This window comes from Acidovorax sp. HMWF029 (assembly GCF_003060895.1).
In the GTDB taxonomy this organism is placed as follows: Bacteria; Pseudomonadota; Gammaproteobacteria; order Burkholderiales; family Burkholderiaceae_C; genus Acidovorax.
Genome location: NZ_QAIH01000040.1, coordinates 5,931 through 25,423 on the forward strand (window position 1 = coordinate 5,931; position 19,493 = coordinate 25,423).

Here is a 19,493-nt window from a genome sequence, read left to right on the forward strand (position 1 = left end):
CTGGAGGCCGATGCCCGCCACCTGGTGACCGATGTGTGGACCTCGGCCGGTGTGCTGGTGGGCATTGCAGGCGCAGCTCTCACGGGTTGGCTGTGGCTGGATGCTGTGGCGGCCATCGCCGTGGCGCTGAACATCCTCAAGGAAGGCGTGGAGCTGGTGTGGCGGTCGTCCCAGGGCCTGATGGATTCGGCCGTGGAGCCCGAGGTGCAGGCCACCATCGACGCCACGCTGCAGCAGTTTGTGGCGGCCCAGGCGCCGGGTGCCGTGCGGTTCGACCATGTCTCCACTCGCCGTGCGGGCCAGCGCCAGTTTGTGGACATGCACCTGCACATGCCTGCCGACTGGACCTTGCGGCACGCCGCCGAACTGCGCGGCCAGGTCGAGCGCGCACTGATGGCCGCCGTGCCTGGCCTGCGCGCCACCATCGAGCTGCTGCCCAGCGATGTGGAAGCGCATTTTGACGACCCCCGTGACGAACCCAAGGATGAAGTGAAGTGATCAGTGTCTTGCAACGTGTGCGTGAAGCGCGAGTGGATGTGGGCGGGCAGACCGTGGGCGCCATCGGCGTGGGCCTTTTGGTGCTGGTGTGCGCCGAACGGGGCGACACCGAGGCCGAGGCCAACAAGCTGCTGGCCAAGATGCTCAAGCTGCGCATCTTCAGCGACGACGCGGGCAAGATGAACCGCAGCGTGCAGGATGTGGATGGTCGCGGAACCTGCGGGGGCCTGCTGCTGGTGAGCCAGTTCACCCTGGCAGCAGACACCACGGGTGGCAACCGCCCCAGCTTCACCCAGGCCGCCGCGCCCGATGACGGACGGCGGCTGTACGACTACGTTGTGGCCCAGGCGCGCGCACTCCACCCCTTGGTGGCCACAGGCCAGTTTGCTGCCGACATGCAAGTGCACCTGGTCAACGATGGGCCGGTGACCATACCGCTGCGCATTGCGCCTGCGGCGGTTTGATTGTCAAAAATGATAGCTTTTAGCGCTTGATGGATAAGCGCTAGATGATATTTTCTCGGGATTTTTCAGAGCGGCTGTGTCGCGCTTCCCGAGATGCCTTGCATCTACGCCGGCAAATCCGCCATAAGGTGGGTCAGGCGGTCGATGGGCTCGGGGCAATGCTTGAGGTATCCCTGCGCGTAGTCCACCCCCATCTCCTTGAGGCGCAGCAGCACCTCAGGGCTTTCGACAAACTCAGCGACCGTTTCCAGTCCCATCAGTCTGGCGACATCGGCAAAGCAGCGGACCGCCGCTTCGTCCAGTGGATTGCTGAGGAGGTTCCGAATGAACTGTCCGTCGATCTTGAGGTAATCCACAGGCAGGGCTTTGAGGTACCCGAACGACGATGCGCCAGCACCGAAGTCGTCCAGCGCGACTTTCACCCCAGCAGCGCGGACCTGGCCGATGAAGATTGCCGCGTCCGCCAGGTTGGTGACAGCGGCCGTTTCGGTGATTTCCAGGCAGAGCCTGGAACAGGTTTCCGCCCCTGCCGCTGAGAACAATGCGAGTGCCCATGCGTGAAAGGCTCTGTCGCCCACGGATTGGCCCGAGAGATTGACGCTGAGACTGTCGACCCGCCCAGGCTCGTCCAGGCCTTGAAGCCAGTGGACCGCATTTTTGAGAACCCAGCGGTCGATGCGCGATACCAGGTGAAAGCGCTCGGCCGCAGGCAGAAACACACCGGGCTGCACCAGGGAGCCATCGTCGTTTTTCAAGCGCAGCAGCACTTCGGCATGAATGCCCTGCGCTTGATCTTGCAGGCAGTGAATGCGCTGCGCAAACAGCACAAAGCCATCGTGGTCCAGCGCGTGCTGGATTCGGGTCGTCCACTGCATCTCATGGTTTCTTTCGCGCATGGTGGCGTCGGTTTCAAACCATGCGTGGACGCGATTTCGCCCGGCCTCCTTGGCCGCATAGCACGAGGCATCGGCAGCCTGCTGGATGGCTGCTGCATTGGCCCAGCGTTTGTCCAGTGGAACGAGGCCAATGCTGGTGCCGATCCGAAAGCGTCTCTCCCCATGGATGAATCGAAAATCGTTCATGCGGTCACAGATCTTCTGGGCCACGCGGCTCGCCTGCTCCATGGTGCAGTGCTCCAGGATGATGGCGAATTCGTCGCCTCCCAGGCGCGCGAGTGTGTCGCGCGTGCGGATCGAGTCCCCCAGCAGCTTGCTGACCTGCTGCAACAACTGGTCTCCGATGGCATGGCCACACGCATCATTGACCAGCTTGAACTGGTCCAGGTCGATGTAGAGCAGCGCGTGTTTGCTGTCGTTCTCCTGTGCATGGCGCAGTGTTCTGAGCAGTCGTGACTCGAACTCCGCGCGGTTTACAAGGCCGGTCAGCGAGTCGTGCGTGGCGCGATAGGTCATCTCGCCACTGAGTCTGCGCTGCTCGCTGACATCGTGGAAGACGAGGACAACGCCGAGCATTTCGCCCTGTGGACTGCGAATGGGCGCCGCGGAGTCCTGAATGCCGTATTCGGTGCCGTCGCGCGCAATAAGCAGGGTTTTGGGGGCCAGGCCTACGGTCTTGCCCTCGGCCAGGCACGCCGCTACCGGATCGGGCGCGGGCTCGCGCGTTTCTTCATGGATGATGTGAAACACCTGCAGCAAGGGGCGCCCGATTGACTCCGAAGATAGCCACCCTGTCATGCGCTCGGCCACCGGGTTGAGCCAGCTGACCAACCCGTCGGCATTGGTGGTGATGACGGCATCCCCTATCGACTGGAGGGTGACCCTCATCAGTTCATGCTGTTGCGCCAGTTCGGCGCTGAGTTGCAGCATGGCATCGTCACGGCGTTTTCTCTCGGAAATGTCGATATGGATGCCGAACACCCACTCGGGCTTGCCGTCGGCGGTGCGTGTGATGAGCCGTCCCCGGTCTTCGACCCAAATCCAGGAGCCGTCGCGATGACGCAGGCGCAGTTCGGACACATAGGCATCGCTGCGGCCCGCGAAATGTTCTCGCAGCAGCTGCTGAGTCTGGGGCAGTTCGTCCGGGTGGGCGATGTCCGCACGGTACTGATTGGTGACCACCCCCAGTTCTTCGATCGTCCAGCCGATGATCTCCGCCCAGCGAGGGTTGACGACCACTTCCCCGGTCTGAACGTTCCATTCCCAGGTGCCTGCATTCGTGCCCTCTATGAGGTTGCGCAGTCGCTCGTGCTCTCTGACCAGGGCGGTCTCCGCACGCCTGCGAAGCGTCACGTCCTGGCTGACCGAGAGACTGCGCAGGGGCTGGCCGTGCTCGTCGCGCTCCAGAAGTGCGGACAGCAGCACGTCGATGATCTCGCCCTGGCGTGTGACCATTTGGTAGGGCACCTCGTCGCACCGGCCCGCCGCAAAGAAGTTCGGCAGGACTTCCTCTTGGGCCCGCTGGCGCGACTCTTCGGTGAGGAAGTCTGACGACAATCGGCCAATGACTTCCTCGCGGCGGTAGCCTAGACAAGCGAGCCACGCATCGCTCACGTACAGGAGTCGGCCCTGCGCGTCGATCGAATGCATCATGGCTGGCGTGGTTTCGTACATCGCCTGCAGTCGACCTTGCGCCGCCTCCAGCGCCTGCTGCTGCTCCCGCCGCTGTGTGATTTCCTGAAGCGTGCCGCGCAGGCCGCTGATGCGCCCAGACGCATCGCATACAGCCTCGCCACGTGCCTCCACCCAGCCTGTGCGGCCATCGGGTCGCCGGTAGCGCAGATCCAGGACGTAGCCCTCGCCAGTGTGCAGCGCATGGGATACCCGCTCTGCAAGCCTGGCATAGTCGTCTGGCTGGTAGATGCGAGATTGATCAGCAAAACCGGGCGCCGGGGCCTGCGGGTCGCCGCCGAGGATCGCGTACATCTGGGGAGACCACGTCACAACATCTCCCTCGACGTGCCAGCTCCAGCTGCCCGTTTGGCCGAGCCTCTGGGCTTCTTCCAGAGCCAACTGCGCTGTCTTGAGTGCCGTGACGTCACTGACATTGACGAAGAAGCCAAGTACTTCGCTGCCTGCGATATCGGGGACGTAGTGCGCCAGGATGTGGCGGCGACTTCCATCAAAATTGGTCACTGCACGTTCGAAATTCTGCTCATGCCCTGCCAGCGCTCCATGGGCGTATTCCTCGTTCCATTCAACGATGCGTTCGCCCAGCAGTTCTTCGCGTGACATGCCGATCAACTCGTGCGGCTGCCTGCCGAACCATTGCGCGTAGGCATGGTTGGCAAAGCGGCATTGCCGATCCTTACCCCAGTACGCCACCATGCCTGGGATCGCGTCAGTGATGGCGCGAATAAAACGCTGGCTTTCGCCGAGCGCCAGGCCCGCCGACTCTGCCAGGTTGCGCTGTTCAATGAGTTCAGCCTCGAAGCGGTGGCGCTCGTGGGTGGAGACAAGGCTCCAAAAATAGGCGGGAGCTCCCTGGTATTCCCCCCGGCGGCTATTGAGCAGTACCGGCACGCGGGCTTTGTCGCCACCGATGACTTGCAAATGGATTTCACTGATCTGCCCGTCCCGCAGCAAGGTGGGCCAGATGTGGGTCTGCAGGAAGATTCTGCTGGCTGGGGGCAGCAGCTCTTCGAACAACGCTCCGATGCGATCCTCGCGTGTTCCTCCCGCCAGCGCGAGAAGGGCTGTGTTGACGTCCAGCAGGCGGCCCGCTTCGTTCGATACGACCACCGCGCAGGGCAATTGGTCCAGCAGATTCATGAAAGGGGCCTGGCCCTTGCTTCAGGCGGCGACGGCAGCGTGATCAAGGTAGTCACGCATGGCATGGATCACGAGGGACGGGTTGCTCATGTGGGCGCAATGGCCGGCAACGTCGAGCACTTGCAGTGTGCTGTCCGGCAGGTGTGCGTGGAGATACTCCCCGACGGAAAGCGGGGCCAGAGTGTCGTTGCGGTGTTGCAATAGCAGTGATGGCCGCGAGACCTTGGCCAGGTCGGCCCGGTTGTCCGCGAAGAATGTGGCCCTGGCGAACACTTTTGCAACGGATGGGTCCGTTGAGCAAAAACTGTCGGTCAGCGTGCTGGTCACATCGCCGGCTCCTGCAGTCCCCGCCACCACCGGCGCGAGGTAGTTGGCCCATCCCATGTAGTTCTGATCCATCAGGGCCAGCAGGCCTTCCAGGTCGTCACGCTCGAAGCCCCCCGCGTAGCCGGGCGGGTCATTCAGAAAGCATGGCGATGGACCTAGCAAAACCAGCCGGTCAAACAGCGAAGGCCGCTCGATGGACGCGAGCATGCCGATGCTGCAGCTCACGGAATGGCCCACGAAGGTCACCCCCGCGCTGAGGCCCAGGGCATCGCACACTTCCACGACATCCAGCGCGTAGCCCCGAAGATCGGCATACCGCAATCGGTCAAACGCCGCACGGTCGGAGCCGCCGCTGCCCACATAGTCGAACAGCACTTGGCGATGCGTCGCTCTGAATGCAGGCGTAATCAAGCTCCACATGTCCTGGCTGCAGCCAAAGCCGTGCGCGTACATCAGCACAGGGCCTTCGTTGCCCAGAACCCTGACATTGTTTCGCTTCAAAACGCTGCCCATGGCGCATCTCCTAGGGTTGATAAGGTATCGCGGAAAAGCGTTTCCGGCGAGCTTGTAGGTTGCCATGCACTATAGCGACGCAGGCGCTGCTTGGACGGGGGAATGGGCCGGGGGTAACCCGGCTGACCACGGCATATTGCAGTGACAGTGTGGCTACGTCGTTTTGGGCCTTTGCTTGCTGTGCTTGCTGTGGGGGCCTGGTTGCCGACGCAATTCAACGCGGCAGTTGTCCGTGGTACGCGCCCAACCCTGCGCGCGCCTTGCTTGTTCATTGCCGCCAGAAGAACAGTCCCGCCATCACCAGCCCCGTCAGCACAATGCCGCCGCGCAGCCAGTCCGCCGGAATGCGCCGCGCCACGCGCGCACCGCCATAGCCGCCTGCCGTGGCGGCCATCATCATCATCAGTGCCTCTTGCCACTGCACCACTCCACCGACCGCATAGATGGCCACGGCAATGGCAGTGAGCAGGGCCGACACCCAGTTCTTGAGGCCATTCATGGCGTTGAGGTTGGTCTGCCCCAGCAGGCCAAACAGCGCCAGCAGCAGGATGCCCAGCCCCCCGTTGAAGTACCCGCCATAGGCCGCCACGGCCAGCACACCCACGGTGGCCTTGGCGGTGGACGGCGTGCCGCCCGCCAGCATCCGGCGCAACTGCGGCCCGAACGCAAACAGCGCCGTAGCCGCCAGCAGCAGCCAGGGCACCACGCGGCGGAAGGTGGCATCGGGCGTGACCAGCAGCAGCGCCGCCCCCGCCGCGCCACCGATGAGCGACAGCACCACCAACAGACGCATCGACAGCCCTGGTGGCGGCGCCGTATCCTCCCGGAACCCCCAGGCCCCCGCCATGTAACCCGGCAGCAGCGCCACCGTGCCCGTGGCATTGGCCACCACGGGCGGCACGCCAGTGAAGACGAGAGCGGGCAGCGTCAGAAAGCTGCCGCCACCGGCAACGGCATTGAGGGCGCCAGCGACGAAGGCGGCGGTGAGTAGCAGGGCGGTTTCGAACATATCTCCTCCACGGCGCGGTTCACTGGGCCCGCTGTGATCATTGGGCTGATCTTAGGTGGAGATATTTCGCTTCTTGGTCTAAATTGGGTTGGAAAAAGGTGGAAGTGCTTTGTGTTGTGCTCCGCTATGGTGCATAGGGATCGGCAAACCCCAGCTCCTGCATGATGGCCGTCTCGTACGCCTCCATCTCTTCTGCATCCGCCTCGCTCGTTTCGTGGTCCCAGCCCTGGGCGTGCAGTGTGCCGTGCACCAGCATGTGGGCATAGTGTTCTTCCAGGCTCTTGTTCTGCTCCTTGGCCTCGCGCTCGATCACTGGGGCGCACAGCACCAGGTCGGCAGTCACCACCGGCTCCTGCGTGTAGTCGAAGGTGAGCACGTTGGTGGCGTAGTCCTTCTTGCGGTACTCGCGGTTGAGCTGCTGGCCTTCTTCGGCGCCCACGATGCGCACGGTGATCTCGGCGTCGGTGGCCAGCGCGTGGCGGATCCAGCGGGTGACCTTGTGGCGCGGAAGCACGGCGCGGTGTGCTGCTGCGCCGTCGAAGGCGCCAAATTGCAGCGACAAGGAGAGTTGGTTCAATGGCATTGTGATGTTTTTTGGCTGCTTCCGCCTGATGGGGAACGTTTATTTGCTATCAAAATAATAGCTTTATTCTCGGCTGCGTGTGGCTGCCGCGCGGCGTGGGGCGTCGTAGGCGTCCACGATGCGTGCCACCAGCGGGTGGCGCACCACGTCGGCGCTGGTGAAGTGGGTGACGGCGATGCCCTTGACGCGTTTTAGGACCCGTTCCGCGTCCACCAAGCCGCTCATGGCGCCCTTGGGCAAGTCGATCTGGCTCACGTCGCCTGTGACCACGGCACGCGAACCGAAGCCGATACGGGTGAGGAACATCTTCATCTGCTCGGGCGTGGTGTTCTGTGCTTCGTCCAGGATCACAAAGGCGTTGTTCAGCGTGCGCCCGCGCATGAAGGCCAGGGGGGCGATTTCGATGGCGTTGCGCTCAAACGCCTTTTGTACCTTGTCGTGGCCCATTAGCTCGTACAGCGCGTCGTACAGGGGGCGCAGATAGGGGTCCACTTTCTGCGCCAGGTCGCCGGGCAGAAAACCCAGGCGTTCGCCCGCCTCGACAGCCGGGCGCGTCAGCACGATGCGCTGCACGGCGCTGCGCTCCAGGGCATCCACGGCGCAGGCCACGGCCAGGTAGGTCTTGCCCGTGCCCGCAGGGCCGATGCCGAAGGTGATGTCGTGCGTGGCGATGTTTTGCAGGTAGAGGTTCTGCGTGGGCGTGCGGCCGCGCAGGTCGGTGCGGCGGGTGTTGAGGACGATGGCGTCGTCCGGCGCTTCCAGCAGTTCGCTGTCGCCTGCCAGCATGAGCTGGATATGGTCTTCGGGGATGGGGCGCTCGGCGATTTCGTAGAGAGCCTGCAACAGCTCCATCGCCTGCGTGGCCTTGGCCTTGGGGCCGTCGACCTTGAACTGCTCGTGCCGGTGTGCAATGCTGACCTGCAGCGCCTCTTCGATGGTACGCAGATGGGCATCGGCCGGGCCACACAGGTGGGTCAGCCGGGTGTTGTTGTGGGGAGTGAAGGTGTGGCGCAGGATCACGCTGATAATTCCCGTCAGGCAAAGGAAATGGCCACATGGCGCATGCCGTGTGGCAATGCCGCGCGGCTCGCCAGCGTCGGCAAAAGGACATCAATGATAGGCAAATTGACCGGCACCCTGCTGGAGAAGAATCCCCCCGAGGTGCTGCTGGACTGCCACGGCGTGGGCTACGAGGTGAATGTGCCCATGAGCACGTTCTACAACCTGCCCGCCGTGGGCGAGCGCGTGAGCCTGCTCACACAGTTCATTGTGCGCGAGGACGCGCAGCTGCTGTATGGTTTCGGCACGGCGCAGGAGCGCCAGGCCTTCCGGGAGTTGATCAAGATATCGGGCGTGGGCCCGCGCACGGCGCTGTCCATCCTGAGTGGCATGGGTGTGGGCGATCTGGCCCAGGCAATTTCGCTGCAGGAGGCAGGGCGCCTGGTCAAGGTGCCGGGCATCGGCAAGAAGACGGCAGAGCGCCTGCTGCTGGAGCTCAAGGGCAAGCTGGGGGCGGACATGGGGGCGGTGCGTGGCGCGGCCACCAGCGATGCACAGGCCGACATCCTGCAGGCGCTGTTGGCTTTGGGCTACAACGACAAGGAGGCGGCGGCGGCGCTCAAGGCGCTGCCGGCGGAGGTGGGGGTAAGTGAGGGGATCAAGATGGCGCTGAAGGCGTTGGCTCGCTAATAATTGCGTTCCGATCAAGCCAGTGGGAGGCTGTGCGGTTGTGTTTGTCTGGCCTGGTGCGGTGCGGTCGGGCTCCAAAGGCTCCCCAGCGTAGGTCTGTGTGAAACAAAGGATTTGACAATGAAAGAATTTTTCATCCGGCGTTGGGCGCTTGTCCTTACTGCTGCAGTTGCTGTGCTGTCTGGCTGTGGAGGATCGAGTGATGCCCCTGCAAGCATGCAGGTTCGCTCCTCGGTGGAAAGCCGTGTGCAGCCTGACAGCGCGGTGCAGGATGTGGCGCGCGTCAAGTCGCGCAGTGCAGCCGCAGCACCCAAGGCATCCGTGGTCAGCCTGGGAGCGCTCGCCGTTGAGAAGACCGAGGCTTCCGCTTCAGTGGGGCCGCGGCTGATAGGTGCTGGCCGTGATGTGTCCGCCACCAAGTCGGGCTCAGCAACCCAATCGCTTTGGCAGTGGAAAGAGACCCCGGCCGGGGGCGCTGTAGCCGCCATTAGTTTTCGGGCAGAGGGGGCCTATGGCGTGCGCCTGGGGGTGCTTGTCAAGCAGCTGCCGGGCAGCGCGACAGTGCGTGTTTACACCCAGGCCTCTCCGGGCAAGGTGTTCGAAATTTCGGGGCACGAAATTCTGCAGTTGATAGAGCGCAACCAAGCTGCGGGCGATCAATCGGATGCCGCGAGGACTTGGTGGACCCCTGATACTGGCGAAGGAGAAGCGACGCTGGAAGTCGAACTGCCCCGCAGCGTGGCAACGACTGCACTGAACATTTCAGTGCCCACGCTGTCGCATATTTTTGTCAATCTTGCGGTGCCCACAGAAGAGGAGCTCCGAGCCCAACAACAAAGTACGAAGGACATTGGGGATTCGGATTCCTGCAATCTCGATGCCACTTGCCACTCAGATGGGGCAAGTGAGCGCAATGCGGTTGCGCGCATGGTGTTTGTCAAAGACGCGAAGTCCTATTTGTGCACGGGCACACTGCTCAATGATGGTAATTCGACAGGGAAGCCCTATTTTCTGAGCGCAAATCACTGCATATCCGATCAAACTGTAGCCTCAACGTTGCGGACAGATTGGTTTTTCCGTTCTTCCAGTTGCAACAGCGGTGCGCTTCAGAGCTCCAGTTCCAGGAAGGTCGGTGGGGCCCAACTCCTCTATGCCAGTGCAGAGACCGATGTGGCGCTTCTGCTGCTCAGTGACACACCGCCTGCAGGGGCTGTTTTTGCAGGGTGGGATGCCTCCACCGTCGGGCTGGGTGCGTCCATCATCGGGTTACATCACCCCAGCGGTGATTTGCTCAAACTGAGCTATGGCACAGTGATGGGGCAATCCGCGTGCGCGACTACGTCCGGGACAAGTTTCTCTTGCTCGGGGACCAGCGGCAATTACTATCGTGTGAACTGGAGTCAGGGCACGACGCAAGGTGGGAGCAGCGGCTCCGCCCTGTTCCGTAGCGGCAAGGTCATAGGCACCTTGTATGGTGGCAGTGCGGTATGTACTAACAAATCTTCATCGGACTTTTACGGGCGCTTTGATGTCGCTTACAACGCCGCGTTGAAGAACTGGCTGGCTCCCACAGGCGGGAGCACGGCGCGTACGGCGGTTTACCGCTTCTACAACAGCAAGACTGGCGCGCATTTCTTTACAGCCAGTGCCGCAGAGCGGGATTTCGTGATCCGCACTTTTCCCGAGTTTGGTTACGAGAACATCGCCTTCTATGCGTACCCCAATGAGAGTTCCGGCAAAGACCCTGTTTTCCGTTTCTACAATGCGACCAGCGGCGCACATTTCTACTCCGGCAGCGTCGCTGAGCGAGATTTTGTGATTGCCAACTTCCCCGAGTTCCGCTACGAAGTCGTTAGCTGGTATGCCCAAACTGCCTCTGGCAATGGTGCGTCTCCGATCTATCGTTTCTACAACAGCAAGACCGGCGCGCATTTCTACACCATCAGTGCCGCTGAGCGTGACTTCGTGATCCAGGTGCACACAGACTTCCGGTACGAGGGCCCCATGTACCATGCATGGACCACTCAGTAAGAAGTAGAAGCGCGGCAACACAATTCTTCTTTTGTTGCCGCTTTGAGGGGGTTTTCACTGCTCCACCTTATCGGACCGCCGCGCACTGCGCGGGCTCGGTGCGCTCGCTACATGACCATCCACACCGACGATTTCGCCCCCGCCCCCACCAAGCGCGTGGTCTCCGCCGCGCCCAGCTCCCCACAGGAGGAGGCCATCGAGCGCGCCCTGCGGCCCAAGCTGTTGCAGGAGTACGTGGGCCAGGCCAAGGCGCGGGAGCAGCTGGAAATCTTCATCGGTGCGGCGCGCAAGCGGGAAGAGGCGCTGGACCATGTGCTGCTGTTCGGCCCGCCGGGGCTGGGCAAGACCACGCTCAGCCACATCATTGCGGCTGAGCTGGGGGTCAACCTGCGCCAGACCAGCGGCCCGGTGCTGGAGAAGCCCAAGGACCTGGCGGCGCTGCTGACCAACCTTGAAAAGAACGACGTCCTGTTCATCGACGAGATCCACCGCCTCTCGCCCGTGGTCGAGGAAATCCTCTACCCGGCGCTGGAGGATTACCAGATCGACATCATGATCGGCGAAGGGCCTGCGGCGCGCAGCATCAAGCTCGACCTGCAGCCCTTCACCCTGGTGGGTGCCACCACGCGTGCGGGCATGCTCACCAACCCGCTGCGCGACCGCTTTGGCATCGTGGCGCGGCTGGAGTTCTACACCTCCGAGGAGCTGGCGCGCATCGTCAAGCGCAGCGCGGGCCTGCTCAACGCGCCCATGGACGACGAAGGTGGCTTCGAGATTGCCCGCCGCTCGCGGGGCACGCCACGCATTGCCAACCGGCTGCTGCGCCGCGTGCGCGACTACGCCGAGGTCAAGGGCGATGGCCGCATCACCAAACCCATTGCCGACAAGGCGCTGGCCATGCTCGACGTGGACCCGCAAGGTTTCGACGTGATGGACCGCAAGCTGCTCGAAGCCGTGATCCACCGCTTTGATGGCGGCCCCGTGGGGCTGGACAACATTGCCGCCAGCATTGGCGAAGAGGCGGGCACCATCGAGGACGTGATCGAGCCCTACCTGATCCAGCAGGGCTTTCTGCAGCGCACGCCGCGCGGGCGCATTGCCACGCTCGCAGCATTCCGCCACCTGGGGCTGCAGCCCCCGGCGCAGCGCGGCAACCCCGATCTGTTCGGGGCCTGAGCCCCAGGCGCAGGCTGGCAGCGCACGCGACGATGGCGCGGCAAAGGCGGCGTGGCCGCAAACACCTTCCTCCCCGCAAGAAGTCCGGCCTTCCGCTGCAGGACGAAGACTTCGCGGCCCTGATGGGCCTGAGCCCGTTTCAATGGACCGTGCAGCAGTTGGCGCTGGTGTCGGTGTGCGCCAGCGTGGTGTTGCACGCCTTCATCACGCTGTGCTACGGCGTGGCTCCGGTGTTTGTGGGGGCGCCCGTCAGCCTGATGGGCTTGCCTGCGCTGGTCTGGCTGGCGGCCGATGGTGTCTGGGCCTGGGCCCTGGTGTGCACGCTGCGCAGGCGCTGGGGCCCGCCACGTGATTTGCCGGTGGACCCGCGCGCCGCCTGGCGCTACGGCGGCGGGTTCTGTCTGGCGGCCGTGGCCGTGGGGCTGGCGGTGATGGAGGCGTGGCAGCCTATGTGGCGCGGGCTGTTCGGGGCGGGGGCCTCCTGGCCGCTGTGGCCGGTGCAGGTGGCCTTGCCAGTGTGCCTGTCGCTAGCGCGGGAGCCTTTGTCGGGCTGGGCCATTGCCGTGGCGTTTGGTGCGCTCGTGGTCAGCGTGGCGGCGCTCAAGTGGCTGGGGCAGACCCGGGTGTTTCTGGTGCTGATGGCCGTGAGCCTGGCGGCGTTTGCCGCGTGGGTCTGGGGCGAAGCCTGTGTGCGGTTCGCGGGTGCCCGGGGGCTGGCGGGCGTGGCCTTGCCCGCCATCCAGGCCAAAGCCCAGGCGGCACCCGCCGACTTCAACGCCTGGGTCTGGGCCCTGTGGTGGACGGGCGTGTTGCTGTGGCTGGCGGCGGCCTCGGCTGCGGCGGGCGTCTTCCACCTGCCGCGCGTGGCCCTGGAAGCCATGCGGCAACGGGCTTGACGCAGGGCAGCGCCGCTGCAGCGGCGGGGTGACCTCAGGTAGAGATGGTTGCCGAGGGGGGAGCCTGGTACGAATGGCCTGGGGCGTTGCCGCCCGCCCGCTGCCCTTGTAACCAGCCCCCGACGATGAGCGCCTGCGCCGCGTAGTACGTAGACAAGACCCACACCTGCGACCAGGGCAGGGGTTGCACAAAGCGGTTGGTGGCCAGCAGCGCGTCGCTCAGCATGAAGAACCCCGCGCCGATAGCGACCAGCAGCGAAGGCGCATCGCGCAGCACAGCCGCCCGCCCCATGGCCTGGGCGGCCATCAGCGCAATCACCAGCACATAGGCCGCCACGGGCACGCGCAGCGCGGGCGGCAGGCCACCGACCCACAAAAACGCATACATCGCCACGCCAATGCCCAGCGTGGTCAGCAGCGCGCCCCGGTGCGGAAACCAGCGCTGCCCGCTTTTGAACAGCGCCACATAAAACAGGTGCGCCACCAGAAAGCTCACCAGCCCCGGGATGAAGAAGCCCGAAAGCATCAAAAACACATCGCCCGCCAGCGACCCGGCCAGCGCCGCCGCCATCAGCCACCAGTTTTTGGTGTCAAAAAGGCCTTCTCCGCGCAATGGATAAGCACTTATTGCTATCAAAATAATAGCTATTGCCATCGTCAATGGCTTGAAGACCCAGTGCCATTCGGTCAGCCCCAGCGCACTGGTGGCGGTGGCCAGGGCGGCGCTTTGCAGCATCAGCGCCATCCCCATGCCGATGCGCCCCTGCATCACGGCGCCCAGTGCCCACTGGCTCACCAGCAGCACCGCAAACCAGATCGCGTTGCGCGCCAGCGGCGCCGCGTCGGCCTGCCACAGGAAGGCCGCCACCCCGGCCAGCAAGATGCCAAACTGCACCAGCGCAAACCCCTGCACGGCGCGCGACATGGGCGGGTGGTACAGCTGCATTTGCGCCATGCTGAAGGCCGGTTTGGGAAAACGCTCCGCCACGTCCGCAGGCCGCCAGCCGGGTGGCTTGATCCAGACCCTGAGCTTGTCGAGCCAGCTGCGCGCGTGCCAGCTGTCATGTGCCAAGCCCGCATACACCTGGGCGTTGGCCCACAGCGGGTCCCAGCTGTTGAGCAGGCCGCGTGTGCCGTACACGCATTTCTCCTGGTCGTCTTCGTCCTTGAAGGTGCCGAAGAGCCGGTCCCACACGATCAAGACGCCGCCATAGTTCTTGTCCAGGTAGGCGTCGTTCACCGCGTGGTGCACGCGGTGGTTGCTCGGGCTGCAGAACCAGCGATCGAACCAGCCCAGGCGACCCACCTGCTCGGTGTGCACCCAGAACTGGTAGAGCAGGTCGATGAGCGCCACCACCGCAAACACCAGCGGCGGCACGCCGGCGAGCGCCATGGGCACATAAAAGATCCAGCCCAGCAGTGCGCCCGAGCTGGTCTGGCGCAGCGCGGTGCTGAGGTTGTAGTCCTGGCTCTGGTGGTGTACCGCGTGCGCGGCCCACAGCACGGCCGACTCGTGCCCCATGCGGTGCAGCCAGTAGTAGCAGAAATCGTAGAACACCAGTGCCAGCAGCCAGCCGGGCAGGCTGGTCCAGAACACATCGTTGCGCCATAGCGCCACATGCTCGAACAGGGCGGTGTAGATGCCGATGCGCAGCAGGCGGGTGAACACCGCGCTGGTCTGGCTGAGAGCCCCAAGGCTGATGCTGCTCACGGCATCGGCCAGGCGGTAGGTGTTGCGCTGGCGCTTGAAACCGATGGCCAGTTCGATGGCGATCAGCAGGAAGAAGACCGGGGTGGCAAGGACGATGATCTGGCTGGGGCTCATGGCGCCGGATTGTGTGCCAGCAACCAGCCCACACCGGGGCAGGTGAACCCCTAGAGCCGCAATGTTTAGAGGGCCGCGCCTACGTCAGCGCCCCCCGCGCATCCACCCGGATGATGCGTTCCACCACACCCTGCACCAGGCCGCCGCGCACGCCGATCAGGAAGTCGTGCAGGTTCACCGTCGGGTCGCAGTGGCCGGGGATGAGCCACAGCATGCGGCCCAGCGTGGGCAGGCGGGCTTCGGGGGCGTCGGCGTAGAGCAGGCCATGTTCGTCGCCGCCGTTGCCATAGCGCAGGGCGTGCCCGGGGGGCAGCAGGGCCACGGTGGGCAGGCCGGAGTCGATGGCGTGGCTCTTGTGGCCTGCATCGCACACGGCGTGGGTGTCGCGCACCGACACCACCTGGGTCTTGACGTACAGCGCGTGTTCAAACGCAGGTTGCGCAGGCTCGCGCTCGTTGCGGGCGTAGTCAGCGTCCATGAACATGAAGGAGCCCGCCTGCAGTTCGCCAAACACACCACTTGCGGCCTCGTGCACAAGGGTGCCGGTGCCCGAGCCTGTGATCATCGGCACGGTCAGGCCCTCGGCCTCGATGAGCTGGCGCGTGTGGTTGGCAGCGCGCACCACCTGGGCAATCGCCTCGCGGCGGCCCACGCTGCTGCCCAGGTGCTGGGCGCGGCCATGGTAGGCCTGCAGACCCGCAAACCGCAGGCGCGGGCTGCGCGAGACGGCCAGCGCCAGCGGCACGGCGGCCTCGCCGGGCGGCACACCGCAGCGGCCCTGGCCCACATCGATCTCCACCAGCACATCGATGCCTGCATCGCTGCCGTGCTGCGCCATGGCCTCAGCCAGGCGGGCTATGCCTTCGGGGTGGTCCACCGCCATGCCCAGGCGCCCGCCGCGCGCCGCCAGCTGGGCGGCCAGCCGCGCCACGCGGTGCAGCTTGGGCATGGCAATCACCTGGTTGGTGATGGTGATGTCCAGCACGCCCCCCGCGGCCAGGGCCTCGGCCTCGGCCACCTTCTGCACACACACGCCCTGCGCACCCGCCTGCTGCTGCAGCAGGGCCAGTTCGGCGCTCTTGTGCATCTTGGCGTGGGGGCGCCAGCGCACATGGTGCTTGCGCGCAAAGTCGGCCATGCGCTGGATGTTGCGGTCCATGGCATCCAGGTCCACCACCAGGGCCGGGGTGTCGATCAGGTCCACACGTTGGCCGATGCAGGTCTGGAGTGCGTCAGGAATGGGTTTCATCGCGGGTCCCTTGGTCGTCCAGGTGTTGTGTGTCCGCCCAGCCCACCAGGCTCAGGCCGTCGGGTGTCCACAGCAGGCGGTTGATGGCCGCATTGGAGAGTTGCCAGGTGCGCGGCGCCTGGATGTCCTGGCGCGTGGCCAGGCGGTACAGCACGTCGAGCACACCGCCGTGCGCCACCATCACCACCTGCTCGCCCAGGTGTTGCTGCGCCAGCAGGGCCACGGTGCGTTCGATGCGTTCTCGCAGCGTGACCAGCGACTCGCCGCCCTCGGGCGCGTAGTGCGGGTCGCGCTTGCGCCAGCGGTGGGCGTCCTCGGGCAGCTCGGCCTCGATCTCGGCAAAGGTGCGGCCCTGGAAATGGCCGAAGCTGCGCTCGCGCAGTCCAGTGTGTGTGGCGAGCGGTGCGCCCGTGGTGCGCGCCACGGCCTGGGCGGTGGCGTGGGCGCGCTGCAGGTCGCTGGTGTAGATGGCCGCGATGGGCTCGTCGGCAAGTGCGCGGGCCACCTGGTCGGCCTGCCACAGGCCTGTGGTGTTGAGCGGAATGTCCAGGTGGCCCTGGATGCGGGTGTCCACGTTCCAGGCGGTTTCGCCGTGTCGGATGGCAACGATGCGGGTGGCTTGCATATCAGTTTTCCATAGCGCAGGAAGTTGCTCGCGCCCGATAAAACTGGCGGGGGCCGCCGTGCAGCCGTGTGTAGGAGTGCTTCATTGCTGCGCCAGGGGCAGGCGCACTTGCCGGGGCCCCTGGGGTGGCTTCGGGAACCCGCTCAGGGCAGCGTCGAACAGTACGCCATACACAGCCGGGTCGCTCACCCAGACGTCTTCGTGCACGGCCGAGGTTTCGTACACCAGGGCCTGGGTGCCGGCGTCGCGCATCACGATGCTGACTGCGCGGCGGTGCAGGGGCGTGGGCTCGCCGAAACGCCACATTCCATGTACGCCCCAGCCCCGGCCATACCAGCCACCCATGCCCCAAGGGCCGGGGCCGTAGGGGCCGTAGAAGGGGCCGTGCGGGCGAAAGGGGTCGTAGCGTGGCACGGCATCAGCCTGCACACCGAGTTGCACCAGCAGGCGGGGTGCGGCATCGTCGCGCTGAAGGCCCGCGCGGGTCAGCGACTGCTCGGCCAGCGCTGCGATGGCGTCAAACGATGGGGTCTGCTGGGAGGGAAGGCGTTCGATGCGGTAGGTTGCGGGTGCGGGTACGGCGGCCAGGGTCGAGAAGCTCTGCACCTGGCCTTCAACCACCCGCGTGGTGCTGCAGCCTGCGAGCAGGGCGGTGGCCAGACCCAGCACAAGAAGGGGAATCCAGCGGCGTCGGGTTGTCATGGTCAGAGGTTCCAGCAAAAAAGATCTCTGTGAGAGTGCCGCAGCCCGCAAGGGTTCACGACAGTTGCACCACCTGCACTCCGGGCAAGGTGGGCGAAGGCGCTGTGAACTCTTCCTTGTCAAATGCCTTGTCCCCGTCTTCGCTGGCAATGCCCGTGGCCTTGGCGTTTTTGAAGTCGTACAGGCTGCCGTCCAGCAGGTGCGAAGGCACCACGTTCTGCAGGGCGTTGAACATGTTCTCTACCCGGCCAGGGAAGCGTTTTTCCCACTCGCGCAGCATCTCACCCACCTGCTTGCGTTGCAGGTTCTCCTGGCTGCCACACAGGTTGCAGGGGATGATGGGGAAATTGCGGTGCGCAGCCCAGCGCGTGGTGTCTTTCTCTGCCACGTAGGCCAGGGGGCGGATCACCACATGCTTGCCGTCGTCGCTCACCAGCTTCGGGGGCATGCTTTTCATCTTGCCGCCAAAGAACATGTTGAGCAGCAGCGTCTGCAGGATGTCGTCGCGGTGGTGGCCCAGGGCGATCTTGGTGCAGCCCAGCTCATCGGCCACGCGGTAGAGGATGCCCCGGCGCAGGCGGCTGCACAGGCTGCAGGTGGTCTTGCCCTCGGGGATCAGTTTCTTGACGATGCTGTAGGTGTCCTCGTTCTCGATGTGGAACGGCACGCCGGTGCTGGCCAGGTACTCGGGCAGCACATGCTCAGGGAATCCGGGCTGTTTCTGGTCCAGGTTCACCGCCACCAGGTCAAAGTGGATGGGCGCGCGGGCCTTGAGCTTGAGCAAAATGTCCAGCAGCGCATAGCTGTCTTTGCCGCCCGACATGCACACCATCACCTTGTCGCCTTCTTCAATCATGTTGAAGTCCACGATGGCCTTGCCTACCTCGCGGCACAGGCGCTTTTCAAGCTTGTGGGTTTCGCGCTCGATCTTCATGCGGGCGGCGCCGCTGGCGGTTTCGGTGGATTCTTCGGTCCAGCCAGCGGAATGTGCCGAGGTCGGCGCTTCGTTCATCAATACTGCGTTCATGGGGTCACCACTGTCCTGTCTCGACGCGAATGGCCACTTCGCAGTCGTCAAAAATTTCTAGTTTGGCAATTTTCACCCGCACGCCCCGCACGCCGGGCAGTTGCATCAGGCGGTTGGCCAGCTTGCCGATCAGGCTTTCGAGCAGGTTCACATGTTCGGCCGTGCACTCGTCAATGATGATCTGGCGCACGCGGCGGTAGTCCAGCACATGGCCGATGTCGTCGTCGCGCGGGGCCAGTGGCTGCACGCCCAGGCTCAGCTCGGCATCGACCTGAATGGGTTGGGGGGCGGTCTTTTCGTGGTCGAGAATGCCCAGGTTGGCATCAAAGCGCAAACCGGTGAGCGTGAGGATCTGGGTGCCAACAGCGTGGGTCATGGGGAAAAGGTCCTGGCTTGAGTGAGCGGACGTACGGCGCTCACATCAACGAGAAATCGCGATCAAACTTCATCAGGTGCTGGCCGCCATCGACCAGCAGCGTGGTGCCGGTCATTGACCGGTTCTCCAGCGCAAACTTCACCGTGGCAGCCACGTCCTCGGGGGTGGACGAGCGGCCCAGGGGCGAGAGGGCATGCAGCTGGGCAAATTTTTCGTCGCTCAGCATGTGGCTGGTCAACGTGAGGCCCGGTGCCACGCCGACCACACGTACGCGCGGCGCCAGGGCGATGGATAGCATGGTGCCCGCGGCTTCGAGTGCGGCCTTGGAGAGCGTGTAGCTCACAAAGTCGGGGTTCTGGTTCCACAGCTTCTGGTCCAGCAGGTTGACCACGGCGCCTTGCGCGTCGGCCTCACCCTGGGCAATGCGGTCGGCCACATGCTGGTGCAGCGCCTGGGCCAGCAGCACGGGGGCGGCGGTGTTGCTGCGCAGGTGCTTTTCGAGCGCGGCAAAGCCAAACGTCTCTGCGTTGTCGTGCTCGAACAGCGAGGCGCTGTTGACCACCGCATCCACGCGACCAAAGTGCGCCACCACGCGGGGCAGCAGGCCGCGCACGGCAGTTTCGTCTTCAAAATCTGCGTCAAAAAGGGCACTGCCGCGCGTCAGTTGGTCGCAAGATGCTATGGTATTCATAGCATCTTGTTGCGACGAACGGTAGTGCACCGCCACCTGCCAGCCCCCGGCCGCCAGCGCCAGCGCAATGCTGCGACCCAGGCG

At 64.4% G+C, this 19,493-nt stretch carries 18 protein-coding genes; 6 read left to right on the top strand and 12 right to left on the bottom strand.

Translation table 11 applies throughout. From position 1 onward, the window contains the following. Both DBR12_RS02470 and dtd read left to right on the top strand, forming a co-directional pair. Nucleotides 1-498 (top strand): cation diffusion facilitator family transporter (locus DBR12_RS02470; RefSeq protein ID WP_233244260.1); only part of this gene is annotated, 498 nt, incomplete at its 5' end. Then, nucleotides 495-962 (top strand): D-aminoacyl-tRNA deacylase, encoded by a 468-nt coding sequence (gene dtd / locus DBR12_RS02475; protein WP_108615793.1) that lies wholly within the window; start codon nucleotides 495-497, stop codon nucleotides 960-962. The genes DBR12_RS02470 and dtd, both read left to right, overlap by 4 nt. Before the next feature lie 104 nt (nucleotides 963-1,066). Here the strand turns inward: dtd and DBR12_RS02480 are convergent, their stop codons facing one another. From DBR12_RS02480 to DBR12_RS02500, 5 genes are all read right to left on the bottom strand, one after another. Continuing rightward, nucleotides 1,067-4,690, bottom strand: coding sequence for a PAS domain-containing protein (locus DBR12_RS02480; RefSeq protein WP_108615794.1), 3,624 nt, complete (start codon nucleotides 4,688-4,690; stop codon nucleotides 1,067-1,069). Nucleotides 4,691-4,711: 21 nt separating this feature from the next. Further along, the gene (locus DBR12_RS02485; protein ID WP_108615795.1) at nucleotides 4,712-5,530 is read right to left on the bottom strand and encodes an alpha/beta fold hydrolase; all 819 of its coding nucleotides are present in this window, start codon (nucleotides 5,528-5,530) and stop codon (nucleotides 4,712-4,714) included. A gap of 268 nt (nucleotides 5,531-5,798) precedes the next feature. Next, nucleotides 5,799-6,539 (bottom strand): sulfite exporter TauE/SafE family protein, encoded by a 741-nt coding sequence (locus DBR12_RS02490; protein ID WP_108615796.1) that lies wholly within the window; start codon nucleotides 6,537-6,539, stop codon nucleotides 5,799-5,801. Between the two features lie 124 nt (nucleotides 6,540-6,663). Continuing rightward, nucleotides 6,664-7,122, bottom strand: a complete 459-nt coding sequence (gene ybeY / locus DBR12_RS02495; protein WP_108615797.1) for an rRNA maturation RNase YbeY — start codon at nucleotides 7,120-7,122, stop codon at nucleotides 6,664-6,666. 63 nt (nucleotides 7,123-7,185) lie between these two features. Next, nucleotides 7,186-8,142, bottom strand: a complete 957-nt coding sequence (locus tag DBR12_RS02500; RefSeq protein WP_108615798.1) for a PhoH family protein — start codon at nucleotides 8,140-8,142, stop codon at nucleotides 7,186-7,188. 93 nt (nucleotides 8,143-8,235) lie between these two features. Here DBR12_RS02500 and ruvA point away from each other — a divergent pair, with 93 nt between their 5' ends. The 4 genes from ruvA to DBR12_RS02520 all read left to right on the top strand — a co-directional run bounded on the left by ruvA (nucleotide 8,236) and on the right by DBR12_RS02520 (nucleotide 12,914). Next, on the top strand, nucleotides 8,236-8,811 hold the full coding sequence (ruvA, locus tag DBR12_RS02505) for a Holliday junction branch migration protein RuvA (protein WP_108615799.1): 576 nt from the start codon (nucleotides 8,236-8,238) through the stop codon (nucleotides 8,809-8,811). A 120-nt stretch (nucleotides 8,812-8,931) separates the two neighbouring features. Continuing rightward, entirely contained in the window at nucleotides 8,932-10,842 is a 1,911-nt protein-coding gene (locus DBR12_RS02510; protein ID WP_108615800.1) for a trypsin-like peptidase domain-containing protein, read from the top strand. Nucleotides 10,843-10,953: 111 nt separating this feature from the next. Next, nucleotides 10,954-12,018, top strand: coding sequence for a Holliday junction branch migration DNA helicase RuvB (gene ruvB / locus DBR12_RS02515; RefSeq protein ID WP_108615801.1), 1,065 nt, complete (start codon nucleotides 10,954-10,956; stop codon nucleotides 12,016-12,018). Nucleotides 12,019-12,050: 32 nt separating this feature from the next. After that, nucleotides 12,051-12,914 (top strand): hypothetical protein, encoded by an 864-nt coding sequence (locus DBR12_RS02520; protein WP_146185449.1) that lies wholly within the window; start codon nucleotides 12,051-12,053, stop codon nucleotides 12,912-12,914. 34 nt (nucleotides 12,915-12,948) lie between these two features. Here DBR12_RS02520 and DBR12_RS02525 read toward each other — a convergent pair whose 3' ends face one another. From DBR12_RS02525 to DBR12_RS02555, 7 genes are all read right to left on the bottom strand, one after another. Next, on the bottom strand, nucleotides 12,949-14,739 hold the full coding sequence (locus DBR12_RS02525; RefSeq protein WP_233244261.1) for a lysoplasmalogenase family protein: 1,791 nt from the start codon (nucleotides 14,737-14,739) through the stop codon (nucleotides 12,949-12,951). Nucleotides 14,740-14,818: 79 nt separating this feature from the next. Then, nucleotides 14,819-15,988: a DSD1 family PLP-dependent enzyme gene (locus tag DBR12_RS02530; protein WP_108615803.1), complete on the bottom strand. Its 1,170-nt coding sequence runs from the start codon at nucleotides 15,986-15,988 to the stop codon at nucleotides 14,819-14,821. Continuing rightward, nucleotides 15,972-16,613: a histidine phosphatase family protein gene (locus tag DBR12_RS02535; RefSeq protein WP_108615804.1), complete on the bottom strand. Its 642-nt coding sequence runs from the start codon at nucleotides 16,611-16,613 to the stop codon at nucleotides 15,972-15,974. Before DBR12_RS02535 ends, DBR12_RS02530 begins: the two co-directional genes overlap by 17 nt. Before the next feature lie 81 nt (nucleotides 16,614-16,694). Then, on the bottom strand, nucleotides 16,695-17,315 hold the full coding sequence (locus DBR12_RS02540; RefSeq protein ID WP_108615805.1) for a DUF4136 domain-containing protein: 621 nt from the start codon (nucleotides 17,313-17,315) through the stop codon (nucleotides 16,695-16,697). 55 nt (nucleotides 17,316-17,370) lie between these two features. Then, nucleotides 17,371-18,327, bottom strand: coding sequence for a tRNA 2-thiocytidine(32) synthetase TtcA (ttcA, locus tag DBR12_RS02545; protein WP_369861323.1), 957 nt, complete (start codon nucleotides 18,325-18,327; stop codon nucleotides 17,371-17,373). A gap of 19 nt (nucleotides 18,328-18,346) precedes the next feature. Then, nucleotides 18,347-18,718 (bottom strand): dihydroneopterin aldolase, encoded by a 372-nt coding sequence (locus DBR12_RS02550; RefSeq protein WP_108615806.1) that lies wholly within the window; start codon nucleotides 18,716-18,718, stop codon nucleotides 18,347-18,349. Between the two features lie 40 nt (nucleotides 18,719-18,758). Continuing rightward, nucleotides 18,759-19,493: SDR family oxidoreductase (locus DBR12_RS02555; protein ID WP_233244262.1), on the bottom strand; the 735-nt coding region annotated here is incomplete at its 5' end.